General features: G+C 48.6%; 16 protein-coding genes and 1 pseudogene. 15 read left to right on the top strand and 2 right to left on the bottom strand.

Annotation, left to right across the window (positions count from 1 at the left end; all coding sequences use genetic code 11):
• Window positions 1–606: 606 nt before the first annotated feature.
• From O1Q74_RS08870 to O1Q74_RS08850, 5 genes are all read left to right on the top strand, one after another.
• On the top strand, window positions 607–1,521 hold the full coding sequence (locus tag O1Q74_RS08870; RefSeq protein WP_271877959.1) for a metal ABC transporter substrate-binding protein: 915 nt from the start codon (window positions 607–609) through the stop codon (window positions 1,519–1,521).
• A complete protein-coding gene (locus O1Q74_RS08865) occupies window positions 1,518–2,408 on the top strand; it encodes a manganese/iron ABC transporter ATP-binding protein (RefSeq protein ID WP_271877952.1) in 891 nt (296 codons plus the stop codon). The genes O1Q74_RS08870 and O1Q74_RS08865 overlap by 4 nt, the downstream gene beginning before the upstream one ends.
• A complete protein-coding gene (locus tag O1Q74_RS08860; protein ID WP_225087983.1) occupies window positions 2,408–3,271 on the top strand; it encodes a metal ABC transporter permease in 864 nt (287 codons plus the stop codon). The genes O1Q74_RS08865 and O1Q74_RS08860 overlap by 1 nt, the downstream gene beginning before the upstream one ends.
• Window positions 3,268–4,125, top strand: coding sequence for a metal ABC transporter permease (locus O1Q74_RS08855; protein ID WP_271877948.1), 858 nt, complete (start codon window positions 3,268–3,270; stop codon window positions 4,123–4,125). Before O1Q74_RS08860 ends, O1Q74_RS08855 begins: the two co-directional genes overlap by 4 nt.
• A 271-nt stretch (window positions 4,126–4,396) precedes the next feature.
• Window positions 4,397–5,257, top strand: a complete 861-nt coding sequence (locus O1Q74_RS08850) for a fructosamine kinase family protein (RefSeq protein WP_271877946.1) — start codon at window positions 4,397–4,399, stop codon at window positions 5,255–5,257.
• A 71-nt stretch (window positions 5,258–5,328) separates the two neighbouring features.
• On the opposite strand, the gene O1Q74_RS08845 is transcribed toward O1Q74_RS08850, so the two are convergent.
• Window positions 5,329–5,877 (bottom strand): YniB family protein, encoded by a 549-nt coding sequence (locus O1Q74_RS08845; RefSeq protein WP_271877944.1) that lies wholly within the window; start codon window positions 5,875–5,877, stop codon window positions 5,329–5,331.
• Between the two features lie 176 nt (window positions 5,878–6,053).
• Between O1Q74_RS08845 and hxpB the strand changes: the two genes are divergently transcribed.
• The gene (gene hxpB, locus O1Q74_RS08840; RefSeq protein ID WP_271877942.1) at window positions 6,054–6,725 is read left to right on the top strand and encodes a hexitol phosphatase HxpB; all 672 of its coding nucleotides are present in this window, start codon (window positions 6,054–6,056) and stop codon (window positions 6,723–6,725) included.
• Between the two features lie 81 nt (window positions 6,726–6,806).
• Here the strand turns inward: hxpB and O1Q74_RS08835 are convergent, their stop codons facing one another.
• Window positions 6,807–7,139 carry a cupin domain-containing protein gene (locus tag O1Q74_RS08835; RefSeq protein ID WP_271878854.1) on the bottom strand — a complete coding sequence of 111 codons (333 nt, stop codon included), beginning with the start codon at window positions 7,137–7,139 and terminating at the stop codon, window positions 6,807–6,809.
• 384 nt (window positions 7,140–7,523) lie between these two features.
• Here O1Q74_RS08835 and O1Q74_RS08830 point away from each other — a divergent pair.
• The 9 genes and pseudogenes from O1Q74_RS08830 to paeX all read left to right on the top strand — a co-directional run.
• Window positions 7,524–7,664 (top strand): annotated as a pseudogene (locus tag O1Q74_RS08830) (5-dehydro-4-deoxy-D-glucuronate isomerase); the annotation flags it as partial.
• Window positions 7,665–7,745: 81 nt separating this feature from the next.
• A complete protein-coding gene (gene kduD, locus O1Q74_RS08825) occupies window positions 7,746–8,507 on the top strand; it encodes a 2-dehydro-3-deoxy-D-gluconate 5-dehydrogenase KduD (protein ID WP_271877940.1) in 762 nt (253 codons plus the stop codon).
• A gap of 257 nt (window positions 8,508–8,764) precedes the next feature.
• Window positions 8,765–10,396, top strand: a complete 1,632-nt coding sequence (pelW, locus tag O1Q74_RS08820; RefSeq protein WP_271877938.1) for a pectate disaccharide-lyase PelW — start codon at window positions 8,765–8,767, stop codon at window positions 10,394–10,396.
• Window positions 10,397–10,442: 46 nt separating this feature from the next.
• Window positions 10,443–11,333: a carbohydrate ABC transporter permease gene (locus O1Q74_RS08815; protein WP_180741115.1), complete on the top strand. Its 891-nt coding sequence runs from the start codon at window positions 10,443–10,445 to the stop codon at window positions 11,331–11,333.
• On the top strand, window positions 11,326–12,231 hold the full coding sequence (locus tag O1Q74_RS08810; RefSeq protein WP_010299968.1) for a carbohydrate ABC transporter permease: 906 nt from the start codon (window positions 11,326–11,328) through the stop codon (window positions 12,229–12,231). The genes O1Q74_RS08815 and O1Q74_RS08810 overlap by 8 nt, the downstream gene beginning before the upstream one ends.
• A gap of 13 nt (window positions 12,232–12,244) precedes the next feature.
• The gene (locus tag O1Q74_RS08805) at window positions 12,245–13,372 is read left to right on the top strand and encodes an ABC transporter ATP-binding protein (RefSeq protein WP_015840145.1); all 1,128 of its coding nucleotides are present in this window, start codon (window positions 12,245–12,247) and stop codon (window positions 13,370–13,372) included.
• Window positions 13,373–13,387: 15 nt separating this feature from the next.
• Window positions 13,388–14,677, top strand: coding sequence for an ABC transporter substrate-binding protein (locus O1Q74_RS08800; RefSeq protein ID WP_225087974.1), 1,290 nt, complete (start codon window positions 13,388–13,390; stop codon window positions 14,675–14,677).
• A gap of 247 nt (window positions 14,678–14,924) precedes the next feature.
• Complete coding sequence (locus O1Q74_RS08795; protein ID WP_271877935.1) at window positions 14,925–15,659, top strand: oligogalacturonate-specific porin KdgM family protein; 735 nt, start codon at window positions 14,925–14,927, stop codon at window positions 15,657–15,659.
• Between the two features lie 352 nt (window positions 15,660–16,011).
• Window positions 16,012–16,974 (top strand): pectin acetylesterase PaeX, encoded by a 963-nt coding sequence (paeX, locus tag O1Q74_RS08790; protein ID WP_271877934.1) that lies wholly within the window; start codon window positions 16,012–16,014, stop codon window positions 16,972–16,974.
• Window positions 16,975–17,068 lie beyond the last annotated feature (94 nt).

The following is a 17,068-nucleotide window of genomic DNA, read 5'->3' as shown; positions in this document are numbered from 1 at the left end:
TATCACTTGCGATCCTTTCGTATAAAATAGAGACATCTCTCACATTCTTTATGGTTTATCGGCAGCCATTGATATTTTCTTAAGGGTGTATCGGACGTCTCTCTTTTTTTGGCGTAAATTTCGCCATGCGCATATACCCTAAATAATTCGAGTTGCAGGCAAGCAGCAATCGCACGACAAATTCATCGGGAACGAATTTGACCAGCCAACGGCTGGCATTCGGTGAGAGACAGGATGTCTCTCATTTCATCCCCAGGAGCTTAAACCGGTAAGTGACTGGGGTGAGTAAGAGAAGCCAACACACATGCAGCTTGAAGTATGGCGGGTATAACTATGTATAGTCGCGCGACGGTTCACCACTGTTACCGTTAGACTTTCGTTGTAACCTTAAGTAGGATTCATTAAATTAAAGCAACATTTCTGTTACTAAAGGTGCATGATGCGTTCCTTACCTGCGCAAGCACGTGCCACGAGCCTGCGAACAGTGATTTCTTGTGTCATGAGACACCCTCCACTATTGACTCCCCACCCTTCTTTGCTCCTTGACTTAAATGATATTGATAATTATTCTCAAATAAAACTTTCACGGCTTGTAAGGATATCCGCATGATTGGTTTTAACGCCCGTTTACCTGCCCTATTCCGCCGCATCGCGCTGCCGTGCGCCTTACTGCTTTTAGCTAATACCTCCGCTCAGGCGGCTGAAAAGCTTAAAGTCATCACCACCTTTACCATCATTCAGGATATCGCACAGAATATTGCTGGCGATGCCGCAACGGTCGATTCCATCACCAAGCCCGGTGCAGAAATTCATGATTATCAACCGACACCGCGCGATATTGTTAAAACACAGTCTGCGCAGTTGGTACTGTGGAATGGAATGAATCTTGAGCGCTGGTTTACACGCTTTTTCGAAAACGTAAAAAATGTGCCCGCCGTCGTGGTAACAGAAGGCATCACACCACTTCCTATCCGCGAAGGTGCCTATAATGGCAACCCAAACCCACATGCCTGGATGTCTCCCTCCAATGCATTAATCTATATTGAAAATATCCGCAAAGGCCTGGTGCAAGCCGATCCTGCCAATGCAGAGACGTATAATCGTAACGCCAAAGCCTATGCGGAAAAAATTAAGGCTCTCGACGCACCGCTGCGTGAGCGTCTCTCCCGTATCCCAGCACAGCAGCGCTGGTTCGTCACCAGTGAAGGCGCATTCAGCTATCTGGCGAAGGATTATCAGTTCAATGAAGTCTATCTCTGGCCAATCAATGCCGACGAGCAAGGGTCGCCGCAGCAGGTACGTCGGGTTATCGATACCGTGCGTGAGAAGGCTATCCCTGTGGTCTTCAGCGAAAGCACCGTTTCCGATAAACCGGCAAAACAGGTGAGTAAAGAAACGGGGGCGAAATACGGCGGCGTGCTGTATGTTGATTCGCTGTCTACAGAAAAAGGCCCTGTGCCAACCTATATCGACCTGTTAAAAGTGACGGTGGAAACCATCGCGAAAGGATTTAATCAATGAGTAGCGATCGAGCAGTACAGTCATTAGACGTCAATGATGTTTCGGTTACTTACAGCAACGGGCATCAGGCTATTCGCCACGCCTCGTTTTCCCTGACCGGCGGTACGATTTGCGCCCTGGTTGGCGTCAACGGCAGTGGGAAATCAACGTTGTTCAAAAGCATCATGGGGTTGGTCAAACCAACCTCAGGGCAGGTACTGCTCAACCAGCAACCGATCTATCAGGCGCTGAAACAGAATCTGGTTGCTTATGTTCCACAAACGGAGGATGTGGACTGGAATTTTCCCGTTCTGGTTTCCGACGTCGTCATGATGGGGCGCTACGGGAGGATGAACTTCCTGCGCATACCGAGCAAGCAAGATCGCACCATTGTGGCGGAATCGCTGGAACGCGTCGGGCTATCGACGCTGCAACAGCGCCAGATCGGCGAGCTCTCCGGCGGTCAGAAAAAACGCGTGTTTCTGGCGCGGGCGCTGGCTCAGCAAGGCAGCGTGTTGCTGCTGGATGAGCCTTTCACTGGCGTCGACGTTAAAACAGAGAATGCCATTATCGATCTGCTGCGCACCTTGCGTGATGAAGGCCATTTGATACTGGTCGCGACCCATAACCTCGGTAGCGTTCCAGAGTTTTGTGACAACGTTATTTTGGTCAATCGCACCGTTTTAGCCGCAGGCCCCACACACAGCACCTTTACCCAAAGCAATTTGGAGAAAACGTTCGGCGGCGTTCTGCGACACATCAATCTCGGGGGATCTCATCTGCATGATGACGATGACGTCCGCTCAGTAACGGTGTTGACAGACGATGAGCGTCCAGCCGTATTCTATGGTTCGACCAAGAGCGACCCTCCGGCTTCACGCACCATACCGGAGGAGAAAAAGCCCTGATGATCGATATCCTGTTGCAGCCATTCAGCTATAACTACATGGTCAAAGCGATCTGGGTCAGCGCCATTGTCGGCGGCGTATGTGCTTTTCTTTCGGCATACCTGATGCTGAAAGGCTGGTCGCTGATGGGCGATGCGCTCTCCCATTCCGTCGTACCGGGTGTCGCCGGTGCCTATGCATTAGGCCTGCCCTACGCAGCGGGTGCATTTTTTACCGGAATGCTCGCCGCACTGGCGATGACCCTGATCCGTCACATAACCCGATTGCGCGAAGATGCGATTATCGGTTTTATTTTCTCAACGTTTTTCGCTGTCGGCCTGCTGATTATTTCTCTCAACCCGACATCGGTTAACGTGCAGTCCATCATTTTCGGCAATATTTTGGGCATTGCCGACGAAGATATCCTGCAAGTTGAAATCATCATCGGCGTGACGTTCGTGATTCTTTGCCTGCTGTGGAAAGATCTGCTGGCCGTATTTTTTGATGAGAACCACGCCCGTTCGATTGGCCTTTCTCCGCTGAAGCTAAAAATTCTGTTCTTTACGCTGCTGAGTGCTTGTACTGTCGCGGCGTTGCAAACGGTCGGGGCGATTTTGGTGATCGCGATGGTGATTACACCGGGTGCCACCGCGTATTTACTCACCGATCGGTTTGGGCGTCTGGTGGTGATTTCCATTGCACTTGGGGCAATCACCAGCGCCGTGGGCGCGTATCTGAGCTTTTTCCTCGATGGCGCAACCGGTGGCGTGATTGTTACGCTGCAAACCCTTGTCTTCTTGCTGGCGTTTGTTTTTGCGCCAAAACATGGGTTGCTGGCCTCGCGCCGCCTGCGGTTACGCGATCAATCAGGAGATGCGTTATGACGCTGATAAGCTGGTTACTCGATCCCCTGTCCTATCCGTTCATGCAGCGTGCGCTACTCGCCGCCGTCGTCACGGGTACGGTTTGCGCGGTGCTGTCGTGCTATCTGGTGTTGAAAGGCTGGTCGCTAATGGGTGATGCCATTTCCCACGCCGTGCTGCCTGGTATTGTTGTCGCTTTTTTATTGGGGATTCCGCTGGTTATCGGGGCTTTTGTTTCCGGTATTTTTTGTGCGATAGCAACGGGATACGTGAAAGAACACAGCCGGGTCAAAGAAGACACGGTAATGGGGATCATCTTTTCCGGTATGTTTGCGCTGGGGCTCGTCATGTTTGCGCGCATCGATACCGACCAGCACCTGAACCATATCCTGTTTGGTAATGTGCTAGGCATCACTCAGCAAGAGCTGACGCAAATCTTACTGATTGCCGGAGTGACGTTAGCCATCATGTTGTTAAAACGGCGAGATTTCATGCTGTACTGCTTCGATCCCAATCATGCCCGCGTCATTGGCCTGCCCGTTAAGCTGCTGCACTACGGGTTATTAAGCCTGCTGGCAATGACTATCGTTGCATCATTGCAGGCCGTCGGCGTTATTCTGGTGATTGCGATGCTGATTGCGCCAGGCATTATTGCCTTCATGGTCTGTAAGCGCTTCGAGCGTATGGTGCTTGTCGCTACGCTGGTTTCCGTCATTTCCTGCATTGCTGGCACCTTGATCAGTTTCTATATCGACGGCGCGACGGGCCCTTGTATCGTCATCGTTCAGGCTCTGTTCTTTACGCTGGCGCTAACGTACCACCAGCTTAAACTGCGTCGTCAGGCGGCATCTCAGGTTGCCACCGACGCGCTGTAATCCCCTCCGCTTTTCTGCTGCTTAACAATGACGTAACCGGAAGACCGCTGCCGGTTACGTCACTCATCACGATTCCTGCCTTCATCCGGCGGATTGGGCGTTATCCTAACCCCGCTATTTTTAATTCCGACTATACTTGTTTCTCGCTATCTGCGCCTATTGTTATCAGTGTGCTATAGATTCCATTTTTATTGCACTCAATGGGTTACCGTAAGCGAATCACCCCAGTGAATAGCAGGGTATCGGGCAACATCAACGGGAGGATGACCTTATGTGGCAAGCTATCAGCCGACTTTTGGAAGAGCATCACGGTACCGCGGATATTCAGGAACACCGCGAATTGTCCGGCGGTGAAATACACCCTGCCTGGTACGTCCGCTACGGCGAGCATGACGTCTTCGTAAAATGCGATAGTCGCGAAATGCTAGCCAAATTCACCGCTGAAGCCGACCAGCTTTACCTGCTGAGCCGCAGCAATACCGTGCGAGTGCCAGCCGTATACGGTGTCGGTAGTTCACGCGATCACAGCTTCCTGCTTCTGCAATACCTGCCCGTCAAACCGTTGGATGCCCACAGCGCCTGGTGTCTGGGTGAACAACTAGCTCGCCTGCACCAGTGGAGCGATCAGCCGCAATTTGGTCTGGATTTCGATAACGACCTCTCGACAACGCCTCAGCCAAATAGCTGGCAACGGCGCTGGGCGACCTTTTTTGCCGAACAGCGTATTGGATGGCAGTTACAGTTGGCTGCGGAAAAAGGGATGCACTTTGGTCACATTGAAACGCTGATCGCTCGCGTTGAGGAACGTCTGGCGGGGCATCAACCCCAACCGTCACTCTTGCACGGTGACCTGTGGCCAGATAACTGTGCGAATAGTTTGGATGGCGCTTATTTATTCGATCCAGCTTGCTATTGGGGGGACAGAGAATGCGACTTAGCGATGCTACCGCGCTACCCAGCCCTGCCCGCACAGATTTATGATGGTTACCAGAGCGTGTGGCCATTGGATAAAGGCTTTATCGATCGTCAACCCATTTACCAGATTTATTATCTGCTTAACCGCGCCAATCTTTTCGGCGGTAAACACATCGTTGAAACACAGCAACTCATCGAGCGACAACTCTTGAGTTAATACAGGCAGTTTGATCTACGGATAGGAAGGATGTTTCAGCGTCTGGCGCAGACTTTGCGCCAGACGGTTACTCAGACTGGCAAACCTAATAAACGCAATACCAGATAGCCAACGCCAACAATAATCACTGGCAGGATATAAAGCGGAAAAAATTGCACAAAAATCGTGTGCCCAGGCACCACCACACGCGATTCAAGCGTTTCACGCGTGTTCCCACCATCCCCTTTCATCTTTTCCAGAATCAACTGATCTTCAATGCCTTCCTTTATTGCCTTCGCCTGACGAGACATCCGGGCCCCCGAAACCTGCAATGCCAGGCCAATAAAAATCAGAATGTAGATCAGCCAAAACATCAGCGTCGCCCCACTGAAAAAGCGCGTAAAATCCGGTACCGGCGAGTTGTACCAAAAAATATTCAGGAAAGGTGTATTAAAACGCACCATGTCGACCATCAGATGCAGAAAATCCAGGAGAACGGCGTCAATGCCCTGTTTTTTCTGGGTATACGCGTAGAGATAGTTAGCCAGCGAGACGAACGTTGAAAGCAGCGCGGGAATAAAAAGGATCCATCCGGCAATGCGTTTAACGACGGCAATACGGCCAGCCTGTTGATACGTCATGAGAACCCCTTCTTAGCGACGCAACATCGGTAATATATCGTTTTAGTACGACGGGTAGCCTACTGTAAGTTTGCGCGCAGTCAACTCTTTATCTCCCACACCGCCTGATCGGCAACCTTCTTTAGGGTATAGTTTACCATTAAACGTTCTTTTTCTTTGCTGATGGAGCCCGTGGTATGTCCTTTGATTCTTCTCTACGCGCAGCGATTTTCGATATGGATGGGCTGCTGATTGATTCAGAACCGCTGTGGGATAAAGCAGAACTGGAAGTGATCGCCTCACTGGGCGTCGATATTTCGTTACGGCAGTCAATGAAAGATACGCTGGGCCTGCGCATCGATATGGTTGTCGAACTTTGGTATCAGCATTCCCCCTGGACAACACCTGGTCGGGATGTGGTTGTCCGCCGTATTATCGATCGCGCCATCGAACTCGTTGCCGAACAGCGCCCGCTCTTGCCCGGCGTCGAACATGCGCTGCAACTGTGCCGTGAACAGAATCTCAAAATTGGTTTGGCTTCCGCGTCGCCGCTCCACATGCAGCAGCAGGTGCTGCAAATGTTTAATCTGGAGCACTACTTTGATGTCTTAATGTCCGCTGAGACGCTGCCGTATAGCAAGCCTCATCCGGAAGTGTATTTGAATGCCGCAGATGCGCTTGGCGTTTCCCCCACACAATGCGTTACGCTGGAAGATTCAGTGAACGGGATGATCGCCACCAAGGCAGCACGCATGCGTTCAATCGTTATTCCGCAGGCAGAGTTCCGCGCTGACGCCCGTTGGGTACTGGCCGATCATAAGCTGGACTCGCTGAACCAACTGACTGCAAAGCATTTAACGCAGGAATAAAGAAGCAGGAAAATAGAAAAGCGGACGTTGCAAGAGAATTCGAAAGCGTGGCCAGTCAACAACTGGCCACGCTTTGAGGTATTACAGGAAGTCAGCGCGCTTAGGCGAAAACGCATCGATCAGGACGCTGCCATCTTCCAGCGAGACGACACCATGCATCTCGTTTTTCACCGCCAGATAAGCGTCGCCGGTTTTCAGGATACGTTTCTCACCTTCGATCTCCACTTCAAAGCTGCCTGCAGCAACATAAGCAATCTGATCGTGAATTTCATGGAAGTGTGGCGTACCAATCGCACCTTTATCAAAGTGCACGTAGACCATCATCAGCTCATCGCTCCAGGTCATGATCTTACGTTTAATCCCACCGCCAAGTTCTTCCCATGGCGTTTCATCATCAATAAAGTATCTTCTCATCATCATCTCTCCTCTAACGCTTGTATTGCCCATACCTTCTATTGTGTCAACAAACCGTGCACGACAACGAGTGTATGACTATGGATTGCGACATTTTAGCCACATCAGTACCAGAAGAAACATAAAATAAGCAAAACCATGACGGCCCTCAAGAAATAAATAAAACATTATTTCATTTTTATTGAATTCACATCCCATCCAAACTATCATCCCGCATAACATGAAAGAACCGGGCATGCAGAGGAACAGGTGACGTTGTCACTGCCACGCGACATCATCTGTTTCGCCCGGCGCTTTCGCCAGAAACCATTTCTGTTGTCAGGGGCATGATGGGCAACCGCAGGAAACCTGTCACAGAGTGATAAAAAATGAAATGGTTATAAAAACGAGCAGGCGGTGATTTCACCGAGCTGGTCGATTCATTCCGGTGTTGGCACCAGACGCTACACCTTTATCTGGGGCATGGTTGGCGAGAATCAGGTTTTCGGTGACATGGATCACGTCAAGGTTAGCGAGTTACGTTAATCGCTTTCAACCGGAATTACCGATGTTCCCTACAGTAACAGCTAACGACTAATTATTGTCGCTTATAGAGAGATTAGAGATATGATTTTAAATTCTTTTGATTTGCAAGGTAAAGTTGCTCTTATCACTGGTTGTGATACGGGTCTGGGTCAGGGTATGGCTATCGGTCTGGCGCAAGCTGGTTGTGATATCGTCGGCGTCAACATCGTTGAACCGAAAGACACCATCGAAAAAGTCACTGCACTGGGACGCCGTTTCCTCAGCCTGACTGCTGACATGAGCAATGTCGCTGGTCACGCAGAACTGGTAGAAAAAGCTGTTGCTGAATTTGGCCACGTTGACATTCTGGTCAACAACGCCGGTATCATCCGTCGTGAAGATGCGATCGATTTCAGCGAGAAAAACTGGGACGACGTAATGAACCTGAACATTAAGAGCGTTTTCTTTATGTCTCAGACCGTTGCTCGCCAGTTCATCAAGCAAGGTAAAGGCGGTAAGATCATCAATATCGCTTCTATGCTGTCCTTCCAGGGGGGTATCCGCGTACCTTCTTATACCGCATCCAAAAGCGCCGTTATGGGCGTAACGCGTCTGATGGCGAACGAGTGGGCAAAACACGGTATCAACGTCAACGCAATTGCACCGGGATATATGGCGACCAACAATACCCAGCAACTGCGCGCCGATGAAGAACGCAGTAAAGAAATCCTGGATCGTATCCCGGCAGGCCGTTGGGGTTTACCGCAGGACCTGATGGGCCCAGCCGTATTCCTGGCTTCCAGCGCATCTGACTACATCAACGGTTACACGATTGCTGTTGATGGTGGCTGGTTGGCTCGCTAAGCGGCATTTAGCCAACTTGCGATAAAAAGCACAATTTCGGTTGTGCTTTTTATTTATTTTTCAATCCGTTATTTCTTTTTTATGGTTCTTTCTCCTGCCAAAATCCTTTCTTAAAAAAAATCAAAACAACGTTCCGACTTTGATCACACTTTCGATATTGCGTGCATGACGACAAGGTTAATAGCGCAATATAATCAATCAAAACAGTGTTTCTATTTATAAGGAACTGTTCACACGGTTCCATAAGAAGGTACTCCATGAGTATTTTTGAAAACTTATACACCAGCAGGAAATCGCAGCTCGACGAATGGGTTGCAGCACTCGATAGCCACATTGCCTGCGTTCAGGATAAAGGCCGCAGCCAAACTAAGCCGACGTTATTATTGGCTGATGGTTTTGATGTGGAAAATTATGCCCCTGCGATGTGGCAATTCCCTGATGGACATAGCGCACCTATTTCTAATTTTGCTAGCCAGCAAAATTGGTTAAGAACGCTGTGTGCCATGAGCGTAGTTACCGGTAATGATAGCTATCAGCAGCACGCTATCGCACAAAGCGAATATTTCCTGCATCACTTCGTTGATGATAACAGCGGCCTGTTCTACTGGGGCGGTCACCGTTTTATTAATCTGGATACGCTGGCAGGAGAAGGGCCAGAATCCAAAGCTCAGGTGCATGAATTAAAGCACCATCTGCCCTATTACGCACTTTTACACCGTGTTAATGCAGAAAAGACACTGAATTTCTTTCAGGGTTTCTGGAACGCGCATGTTGAAGACTGGGATTCACTGGATCTGGGTCGCCATGGCGACTACGCCAAGAAACGCGATCCCAATGTTTTCCTGCATGCTCGCCATGACGTCGTCGATCCGGTACGGTGGCCTCTTCTGCCGTTAACGAAGGGCCTGACTTTTGTTAATGCTGGCACAGATCTGATTTATGCCGCGTTCAAATATGCCGAATACACGGGCGATAGCCATGCTGCGGCCTGGGGTAAACACCTTTATCGCCAATACGTGTTGGCACGCAACCCAGAAACCGGTATGCCGGTGTATCAGTTCAGTTCACCACAGCAGCGCCAGCCCGTGCCGGAAGACGATAACCAGACGCAGTCCTGGTTTGGCGATCGCGCGCAACGTCAGTTTGGTGCAGAGTTTGGTGAAATCGCACGTGAAGCCAATGTGTTATTCCGAGATATGCGTCCGCTGCTGATTGATAATCCTCTGGCCATACTGGATATCCTGCGTACACAGCCCGATGCCGAAATGCTGGACTGGGTGATTTCAGGGTTAAAGAATTACTATCAGTACGCCTATGATGTCACCAGTAATACGCTGCGTCCTATGTGGAATAACGGCCAGGACATGACAGGTTACCGTTTTAAACGCGATGGTTATTACGGCAAGGCGGGAACAGAATTAAAACCGTTTGCATTAGAAGGTGATTATTTATTACCACTGGTTCGTGCTTATCGTCTGAGCGGCGATGAGGAATTGCATACACTGGTTAACACCATGCTGACGCGACTGAACAAAGAAGACATTCAATCCATCGCCAGCCCGGTACTCTTGTTGACCGTCATCGAACTGGCCGACCACAAACAATCCGAATCCTGGGCACATTACGCCGCGCAACTGGCTGGCGTTCTGTTTGAACAACATTTCCATCGTGGTCTGTTTGTTCGCTCCTCACAGCATCGTTATGTTCGTCTGGATGATACCTATCCGCTGGCTTTACTGACTTTCGTTGCCGCTTGTCGCAACAAATTAAACGATATCCCGCCGTACCTGACACAGGGTGGATATGTTCACGGTGATTTTCACGTTAACGGGGAAAATAGAATTGTTTATGACGTGGAATTAATTTATCCAGAGTTATTAACATCTTAATTTTATATTTTTTTAATGGTTCACAATTAATCAATAGGTAAGCATTATGAATGAAAACAGAATGCTGGGGTTAGCCTATATCTCCCCCTATATTATAGGGCTGATAGTTTTTACCGCTTTCCCCTTTGTTTCGTCATTTATCCTCAGTTTTACTGAGTATGATTTGATAAATTCACCTGAATTTACGGGGCTAGAAAACTATCACCGTATGTTCCTGGAAGATGATCTCTTTTGGAAATCAATGGGCGTTACCTTTGCCTATGTATTTCTGACCATTCCATTGAAATTAATCTTCGCACTGTTAATTGCGTTTGTACTTAATTTCAAATTACGTGGTATCGGTTTCTTCCGTACTGCTTACTATGTGCCTTCTATTCTGGGCAGCAGCGTAGCAATCGCCGTATTGTGGCGTGCACTGTTCGCCATCGATGGTTTGTTAAACAGCTTTCTCGGCGTATTTGGTTTTGACGCCATCAACTGGCTGGGCGAACCGTCTCTGGCACTGATGTCGGTAACCCTGCTGCGCGTATGGCAGTTTGGTTCAGCGATGGTTATCTTCCTGGCTGCATTGCAGAACGTTCCGCAATCACAGTATGAAGCGGCAATGATCGACGGTGCATCCAAATGGCAAATGTTCCTGAAAGTAACGGTACCGCTGATTACACCGGTTATTTTCTTTAACTTTATCATGCAGACCACTCAGGCATTCCAGGAGTTTACGGCACCTTACGTCATCACTGGCGGCGGTCCAACGCACTACACCTACCTGTTCTCGCTCTATATCTACGATACGGCGTTCAAGTATTTCGATATGGGCTACGGTGCTGCCTTGGCATGGGTTCTGTTCCTGGTTGTTGCGGTATTTGCGTCTATTTCCTTTAAGTCGTCGAAATACTGGGTGTTCTACTCCGCTGATAAAGGAGGAAAAAATGGCTGACATGCATTCAAACCTGACTACAGCACAAGAAGTTGCTGCTGCAGAAGTACGCCGCACGCTGCGTAAAGAAAAACTCAGTGCCGCTATCCGTTACGTGATACTGCTGTTTGTTGGTTTACTGATGCTTTATCCATTAGCGTGGATGTTCTCGGCGTCGTTCAAACCGAACCATGAGATCTTCACGACGTTGGGTCTGTGGCCTGCTCACGCCACCTGGGACGGTTTCGTTAACGGTTGGAAAACCGGTACGGAATACAATTTCGGTCACTACATGATTAACACTTTCCAGTATGTGATTCCGAAAGTGGTTCTGACCGTCATCTCCTCGGTGATTGTGGCTTATGGTTTCGCTCGCTTTGACATTCCGTGGAAGAATTTCTGGTTTGCCACGCTGATTGCCACCATGCTGCTGCCAAGCACCGTGTTGCTGATTCCGCAGTACCTCATGTTCCGTGAAATGGGCATGCTGAACAGCTATCTGCCACTGTACTTGCCGGTCGCGTTTGCAACACAAGGGTTCTTTGTGTTCATGCTGATCCAGTTCCTGCGTGGTGTACCACGTGATATGGAAGAAGCCGCCCAGATCGATGGCTGTAACTCTTTCCAGGTTCTGTGGTATGTGGTCGTGCCGATTTTGAAACCAGCCATCATCTCTGTTGCGCTGTTCCAGTTCATGTGGTCAATGAACGACTTCATCGGTCCGCTGATTTATGTTTATAGCGTGGATAAATATCCGATTGCGCTGGCGCTGAAAATGTCTATCGACGTTACAGAAGGCGCTCCGTGGAATGAAATTCTGGCCATGTCCAGCATCTCCATTCTGCCATCCATTATTGTTTTCTTCCTGGCACAGCGCTACTTCGTACAAGGCGTAACCAGCAGCGGAATTAAAGGTTAATAGAGGATTTATCATGGCTGAAGTTATTTTCAATAAACTGGAAAAAGTATACTCCAACGGTTTCAAAGCCGTTCACGGCATCGACCTGACGATTAAAGACGGCGAATTCATGGTTATCGTCGGCCCGTCTGGCTGTGCGAAATCCACTACGCTGCGCATGCTGGCAGGCCTGGAAACCATTAGCGGCGGTGAAGTTCGCATCGGTGAACGCGTTGTTAACAATCTGGCGCCAAAAGAGCGTGGGATTGCGATGGTGTTCCAGAACTATGCCCTCTACCCTCACATGACGGTAAAAGAGAACCTGGCGTTTGGTCTGAAGCTGAGCAAAATTCCTAAAGAGCAAATCGAAGCGCAGGTAGCAGAAGCGGCCAAAATTCTGGAGCTGGAAGAACTGATGGATCGTCTGCCGCGCCAGCTGTCTGGTGGTCAGGCACAGCGTGTGGCCGTAGGCCGCGCCATCGTTAAAAAACCAGATGTGTTCCTGTTTGACGAACCGTTGTCAAACCTGGATGCCAAACTGCGTGCTTCCATGCGTATCCGTATTTCCGACCTGCATAAGCAGTTGAAGAAAAGCGGTAAAGCGGCGACAAGCGTATATGTTACCCACGATCAGACTGAAGCAATGACCATGGGCGACCGTATCTGCGTGATGAAACTCGGTCACATCATGCAGGTTGATACGCCGGATAACCTGTACCACTACCCTGTCAACATGTTCGTTGCTGGCTTCATTGGTTCACCAGAAATGAACATCAAGCCATGCAAACTGGTCGAGAAAGACGGTCAGGTTGGCGTTGTTGTGGGTAATAACGCGCTGGTGTTAAGTGCTGAAAAACAAGATAAAGTCCGCAGCTATATCGGACAAGACGTATTCTTCGGCGTTCGCCCAGACTATGTTTCCGTGTCAGATACGCCATTTGAAGGCAGCCACTCACAGGGTGAGCTGGTTCGCGTAGAAAACATGGGTCACGAATTCTTTATGTACATTAAAGTCGATGGCTTTGAATTAACCAGCCGCATTCCTTATGACGAAGGTCGGCTGATTATCGAGAAGGGACTGCATCGTCCGGTATATTTCCAGTTCGACATGGAAAAATGCCATATTTTTGATGCAAAAACAGAAAAAAATATCTCTCTTTAACAGGAGTAGTAACCGATGAAAAAAGCGATCCTACACACGTTAATAGCTTCATCTCTGGCGTTAGTGGCAATGCCGTCTTTGGCCGCTGATAATGTGGAATTGAGAATGTCATGGTGGGGCGGCAACAGCCGTCACCAACAGACGCTCAAGGCTATTGAAGAGTTCCATAAGCAGCATCCGAACATCACCGTGAAAGCGGAATACACTGGCTGGGATGGTCACCTGTCTCGTCTGACAACACAGATCGCCGGTAATACCGAGCCAGACGTGATGCAGACCAACTGGAACTGGCTGCCAATTTTCTCTAAAAACGGCGATGGTTTTTACGATCTGAACAAAGTGAAAGATTCTCTGGATCTGACCCAGTTCGAAACCAAAGAGCTGCAAAACACCACGGTCAACGGCAAACTGAACGGTATTCCAATTTCCGTTACTGCTCGCGTGTTCTATTTCAACACCGAAAGCTGGAAAAAAGCCGGTCTGGAATATCCGAAAACGTGGGACGAGCTGCTGAACGCCGGTAAAGTGTTCAAAGAAAAACTGGGCGACCAATACTACCCTATCGTATTGGAACATCAGGATTCTCTGGCGCTGCTGAACTCTTATATGGTTCAGAAGTACAACATTCCAGCGATTGATGTAAAAGCTCAAAAATTCGCCTACAGCGATGCGCAATGGGCTGAATTCTTTGGCATGTACAAAAAACTGATCGACAGCCATGTCATGCCTGATGCGAAGTACTATGCCTCTTTCGGCAAGAGCAACATGTATGAAATGAAGCCATGGATCACAGGCGAATGGTCTGGTACTTACATGTGGAACTCCACCATTACCAAATACTCTGACAACCTGCAACCACCAGCAAAACTGGAATTGGGTAGCTACCCAATGCTGCCAGGTGCGAAAGATGCCGGCTTGTTCTTCAAACCTGCACAGATGCTGTCTATCGGTAAATCGACTAAGTATCCTAAAGAGTCTGCTCAGTTGATCAACTTCCTGCTGAACAGCAAAGAAGGTGCTCAGGCTCTGGGTCTGGAACGTGGTGTTCCATTGAGTAAAGCGGCTGTTGCTCAGCTGACTGCTGATGGTGTCATCAAAGACGATGCTCCAGCAGTTGCCGGGTTGAAACTGGCGCTGTCTCTGCCACATGACGTTGCCGTTTCTCCATATTTCGACGATCCGCAAATCGTTTCTCTGTTTGGTGATACCATCCAGTCTATCGATTACGGCCAGAAATCTGTGGAAGACGCAGCGAAATACTTCCAGCGTCAATCTGAGCGTATTCTGAAACGCGCAATGAAATAATGTAATACCCGATTTACCCTGTAATTCATCCCTGCCGTACTGACGGCAGGGATTTTTCATTTAAATTAAAACAACCGCTATATTCAATTCGATCTCCCTCACAATTTGAAACCCCATTTTACTTTTTGTTACTCAAGACGATCTCGATCACAGAACGCAGCTTAATAATAAATAAAATAGAACTTGTCCCAAAAAGCATAATGCGCGTTTTTATTAAGCAATATCCTAACCAATAGGGAATATAACAATGAAATTTAAATTACTCGCTCTGGCTGTTACGTCATTAATTAGTGTAAATGCAATGGCTGTGACAATTGATTATCGTCATGAAATGCAAGACACTGCCAAAAACGACCATAAAGACCGTATTTCAATGTCTCACCGTTTTGCTAATGGATTCGGACTTTCAGTCGAAGCAAAATGGAAAAATGGCGAACCAAACAATAATACGGTTGGAAACCGCATAACCCCAAATAAACCGTACCATGAGACGGTTAGTAATGGCACTGAAGTGGTTGCCAGCTATGTTTACAACTTCAATAAAACCTTTTCTCTGGAACCAGGTTTCTCTTTAGATTCAAGCTCTACCTCTAACAACTACCGCCCTTATTTACGCGGTAAAGTCAATATCACTGACGATCTGTCTACTTCATTACGCTATCGCCCATATTACAAACGCAACAGTGGCAGCATTGGTGGCAGAAACACTTCAGAAAACGGATATAACTTAACCGCCGTTGTTAGCTATAAATTCCTGAAAGACTTCCAGGTTGATTACGAACTGGATTATAAGAAAGTAAATAGAGCTTTCGCCTATCAATACGACAATGAAACATACAATTTCGACCATGATGTGAAATTGTCCTATAAACTGGATAAAAACTGGAAACCTTATATGGCAGTCGGTAACGTTGCAGAATCTGGCGGCACCACTGACCACCGTCAAACTCGTTACCGTGTTGGTGTGCAATACAGCTTCTAATAACGGCCTTATTATTTAAATAAGCGTTATGAGTTAGCAAAAGGGATGTTAGTGTTAATGGATTCACCTGTTTTATTTTTATCATTAACATCTCTTTATTATGTCCGTCGTAGGTTTAGCAAGTTAGTTACGTTTCATTGTTACATGTAGTGTCGTTAGCTGCGGTTTAGCTACATGCGTTTTAGCTGTTGGAATGGCTGTGTCTGATTTACCCTCTTCGTGTATGAATGTTATTTCTTTATTAAAATTTGCGGTTCAGGGTGGTCATTTTTTCTCCGATGTGATGGCTACCCTATTTTTTTACCATCGCCCAACGATTTCCCCCCTCCTTCCCTTTGTCAGGTGATCTATCATGATTGTTCGTTCTCTGCTTGTCGGGGCCATTATGATGTCTGTAAATGGATTCAGTTACGCCCAACCTGTTTTTCCTATCTGGCCACACGGCGAAGCGCCGGGTGCCTCTTCTTCAACGGCACAGCCGCAACTGGTCGAACGAAGCAAAGATCCCTCTCTTCCCGATCGGGCAGCAACCGGTATTCGCAGCCCCGAAATTACCGTTTATCCAGCAGAGAAGCCTAATGGCATGGCATTGCTCATTACGCCCGGCGGATCTTACCAGCGCGTGGTGTTGGATAAGGAAGGCAGCGATCTGGCCCCTTTCTTTAATCAGCAGGGATACACGCTTTTTGTGATGACCTACCGTATGCCCGGTGAAGGCCATAAAGAAGGCGCTGATGCTCCATTGGCCGATGCACAGCGTGCTATAAGAACCCTGAGAGCCAACGCTGAGAAATGGCACATTAACCCACAGCGCATCGGTATTATGGGGTTTTCCGCAGGTGGTCATGTTGCTGCCAGCCTCGGAACCCGATTTGCGCAGTCCGTTTACCCCGCGACCGATGCCATTGATAGCGTAAGTGCACGTCCTGATTTCATGGTGCTGATGTACCCCGTGATTTCGATGCAGGCGGATATTGCGCATGCAGGCTCGCGCAAACAGTTAATCGGCGAACAGCCGACGGAAGCGCAGGTGCTACGTTACTCTCCAGAGAAACAGGTTACCGCACAAACGCCCCCTACATTTCTGGTGCATGCGGTTGATGACCCTTCGGTATCGGTTGATAACAGTCTGGTAATGTTCAGCGCACTGCGGGCAAAACAAATTCCGGTTGAAATGCATCTCTTTGAGAAAGGTAAACACGGTTTCGGCCTGCGCGGTACCAAAGGGCTGCCTGCCGCTGCCTGGCCTCAACTGCTGGACAACTGGCTACGTGTTTTACCGGTAAACAACGAACAGCCGAAAGCCGCGCCATAAAAGGCGTCACACACCCTAGCCGAAATAAATCGTTACGCCGTCACCGCTTCCGCAGGCAGGAATAATCTCTTATACTGTATAAAATAACAGTTTT

Source organism: Pectobacterium sp. A5351 (genome assembly GCF_028335745.1).
Lineage (GTDB): Bacteria > Pseudomonadota > Gammaproteobacteria > Enterobacterales > Enterobacteriaceae > Pectobacterium.
Note: the sequence above shows the minus strand (reverse complement) of the source record. Positions and strands in the feature narration are given on the sequence as shown.

What these genes read in the sequence shown, in the direction of transcription:
- hxpB (WP_271877942.1), top strand. Translation starts at nt 6,054, where the DNA reads ATGTCCTTTGATTCTTCTCTACGCGCAGCGATTTTCGATATGGATGGG.
- O1Q74_RS08810 (WP_010299968.1), top strand. Translation starts at nt 11,326, where the DNA reads ATGGCTGACATGCATTCAAACCTGACTACAGCACAAGAAGTTGCTGCT.
- paeX (WP_271877934.1), top strand. Translation starts at nt 16,012, where the DNA reads ATGATTGTTCGTTCTCTGCTTGTCGGGGCCATTATGATGTCTGTAAAT.
- O1Q74_RS08815 (WP_180741115.1), top strand. Translation starts at nt 10,443, where the DNA reads ATGAATGAAAACAGAATGCTGGGGTTAGCCTATATCTCCCCCTATATT.
- O1Q74_RS08835 (WP_271878854.1), bottom strand. Translation starts at nt 7,139, where the DNA reads ATGAGAAGATACTTTATTGATGATGAAACGCCATGGGAAGAACTTGGC.
- O1Q74_RS08795 (WP_271877935.1), top strand. Translation starts at nt 14,925, where the DNA reads ATGAAATTTAAATTACTCGCTCTGGCTGTTACGTCATTAATTAGTGTA.
- kduD (WP_271877940.1), top strand. Translation starts at nt 7,746, where the DNA reads ATGATTTTAAATTCTTTTGATTTGCAAGGTAAAGTTGCTCTTATCACT.
- O1Q74_RS08850 (WP_271877946.1), top strand. Translation starts at nt 4,397, where the DNA reads ATGTGGCAAGCTATCAGCCGACTTTTGGAAGAGCATCACGGTACCGCG.
- O1Q74_RS08845 (WP_271877944.1), bottom strand. Translation starts at nt 5,877, where the DNA reads ATGACGTATCAACAGGCTGGCCGTATTGCCGTCGTTAAACGCATTGCC.
- O1Q74_RS08870 (WP_271877959.1), top strand. Translation starts at nt 607, where the DNA reads ATGATTGGTTTTAACGCCCGTTTACCTGCCCTATTCCGCCGCATCGCG.
- O1Q74_RS08805 (WP_015840145.1), top strand. Translation starts at nt 12,245, where the DNA reads ATGGCTGAAGTTATTTTCAATAAACTGGAAAAAGTATACTCCAACGGT.
- pelW (WP_271877938.1), top strand. Translation starts at nt 8,765, where the DNA reads ATGAGTATTTTTGAAAACTTATACACCAGCAGGAAATCGCAGCTCGAC.
- O1Q74_RS08860 (WP_225087983.1), top strand. Translation starts at nt 2,408, where the DNA reads ATGATCGATATCCTGTTGCAGCCATTCAGCTATAACTACATGGTCAAA.
- O1Q74_RS08855 (WP_271877948.1), top strand. Translation starts at nt 3,268, where the DNA reads ATGACGCTGATAAGCTGGTTACTCGATCCCCTGTCCTATCCGTTCATG.
- O1Q74_RS08865 (WP_271877952.1), top strand. Translation starts at nt 1,518, where the DNA reads ATGAGTAGCGATCGAGCAGTACAGTCATTAGACGTCAATGATGTTTCG.
- O1Q74_RS08800 (WP_225087974.1), top strand. Translation starts at nt 13,388, where the DNA reads ATGAAAAAAGCGATCCTACACACGTTAATAGCTTCATCTCTGGCGTTA.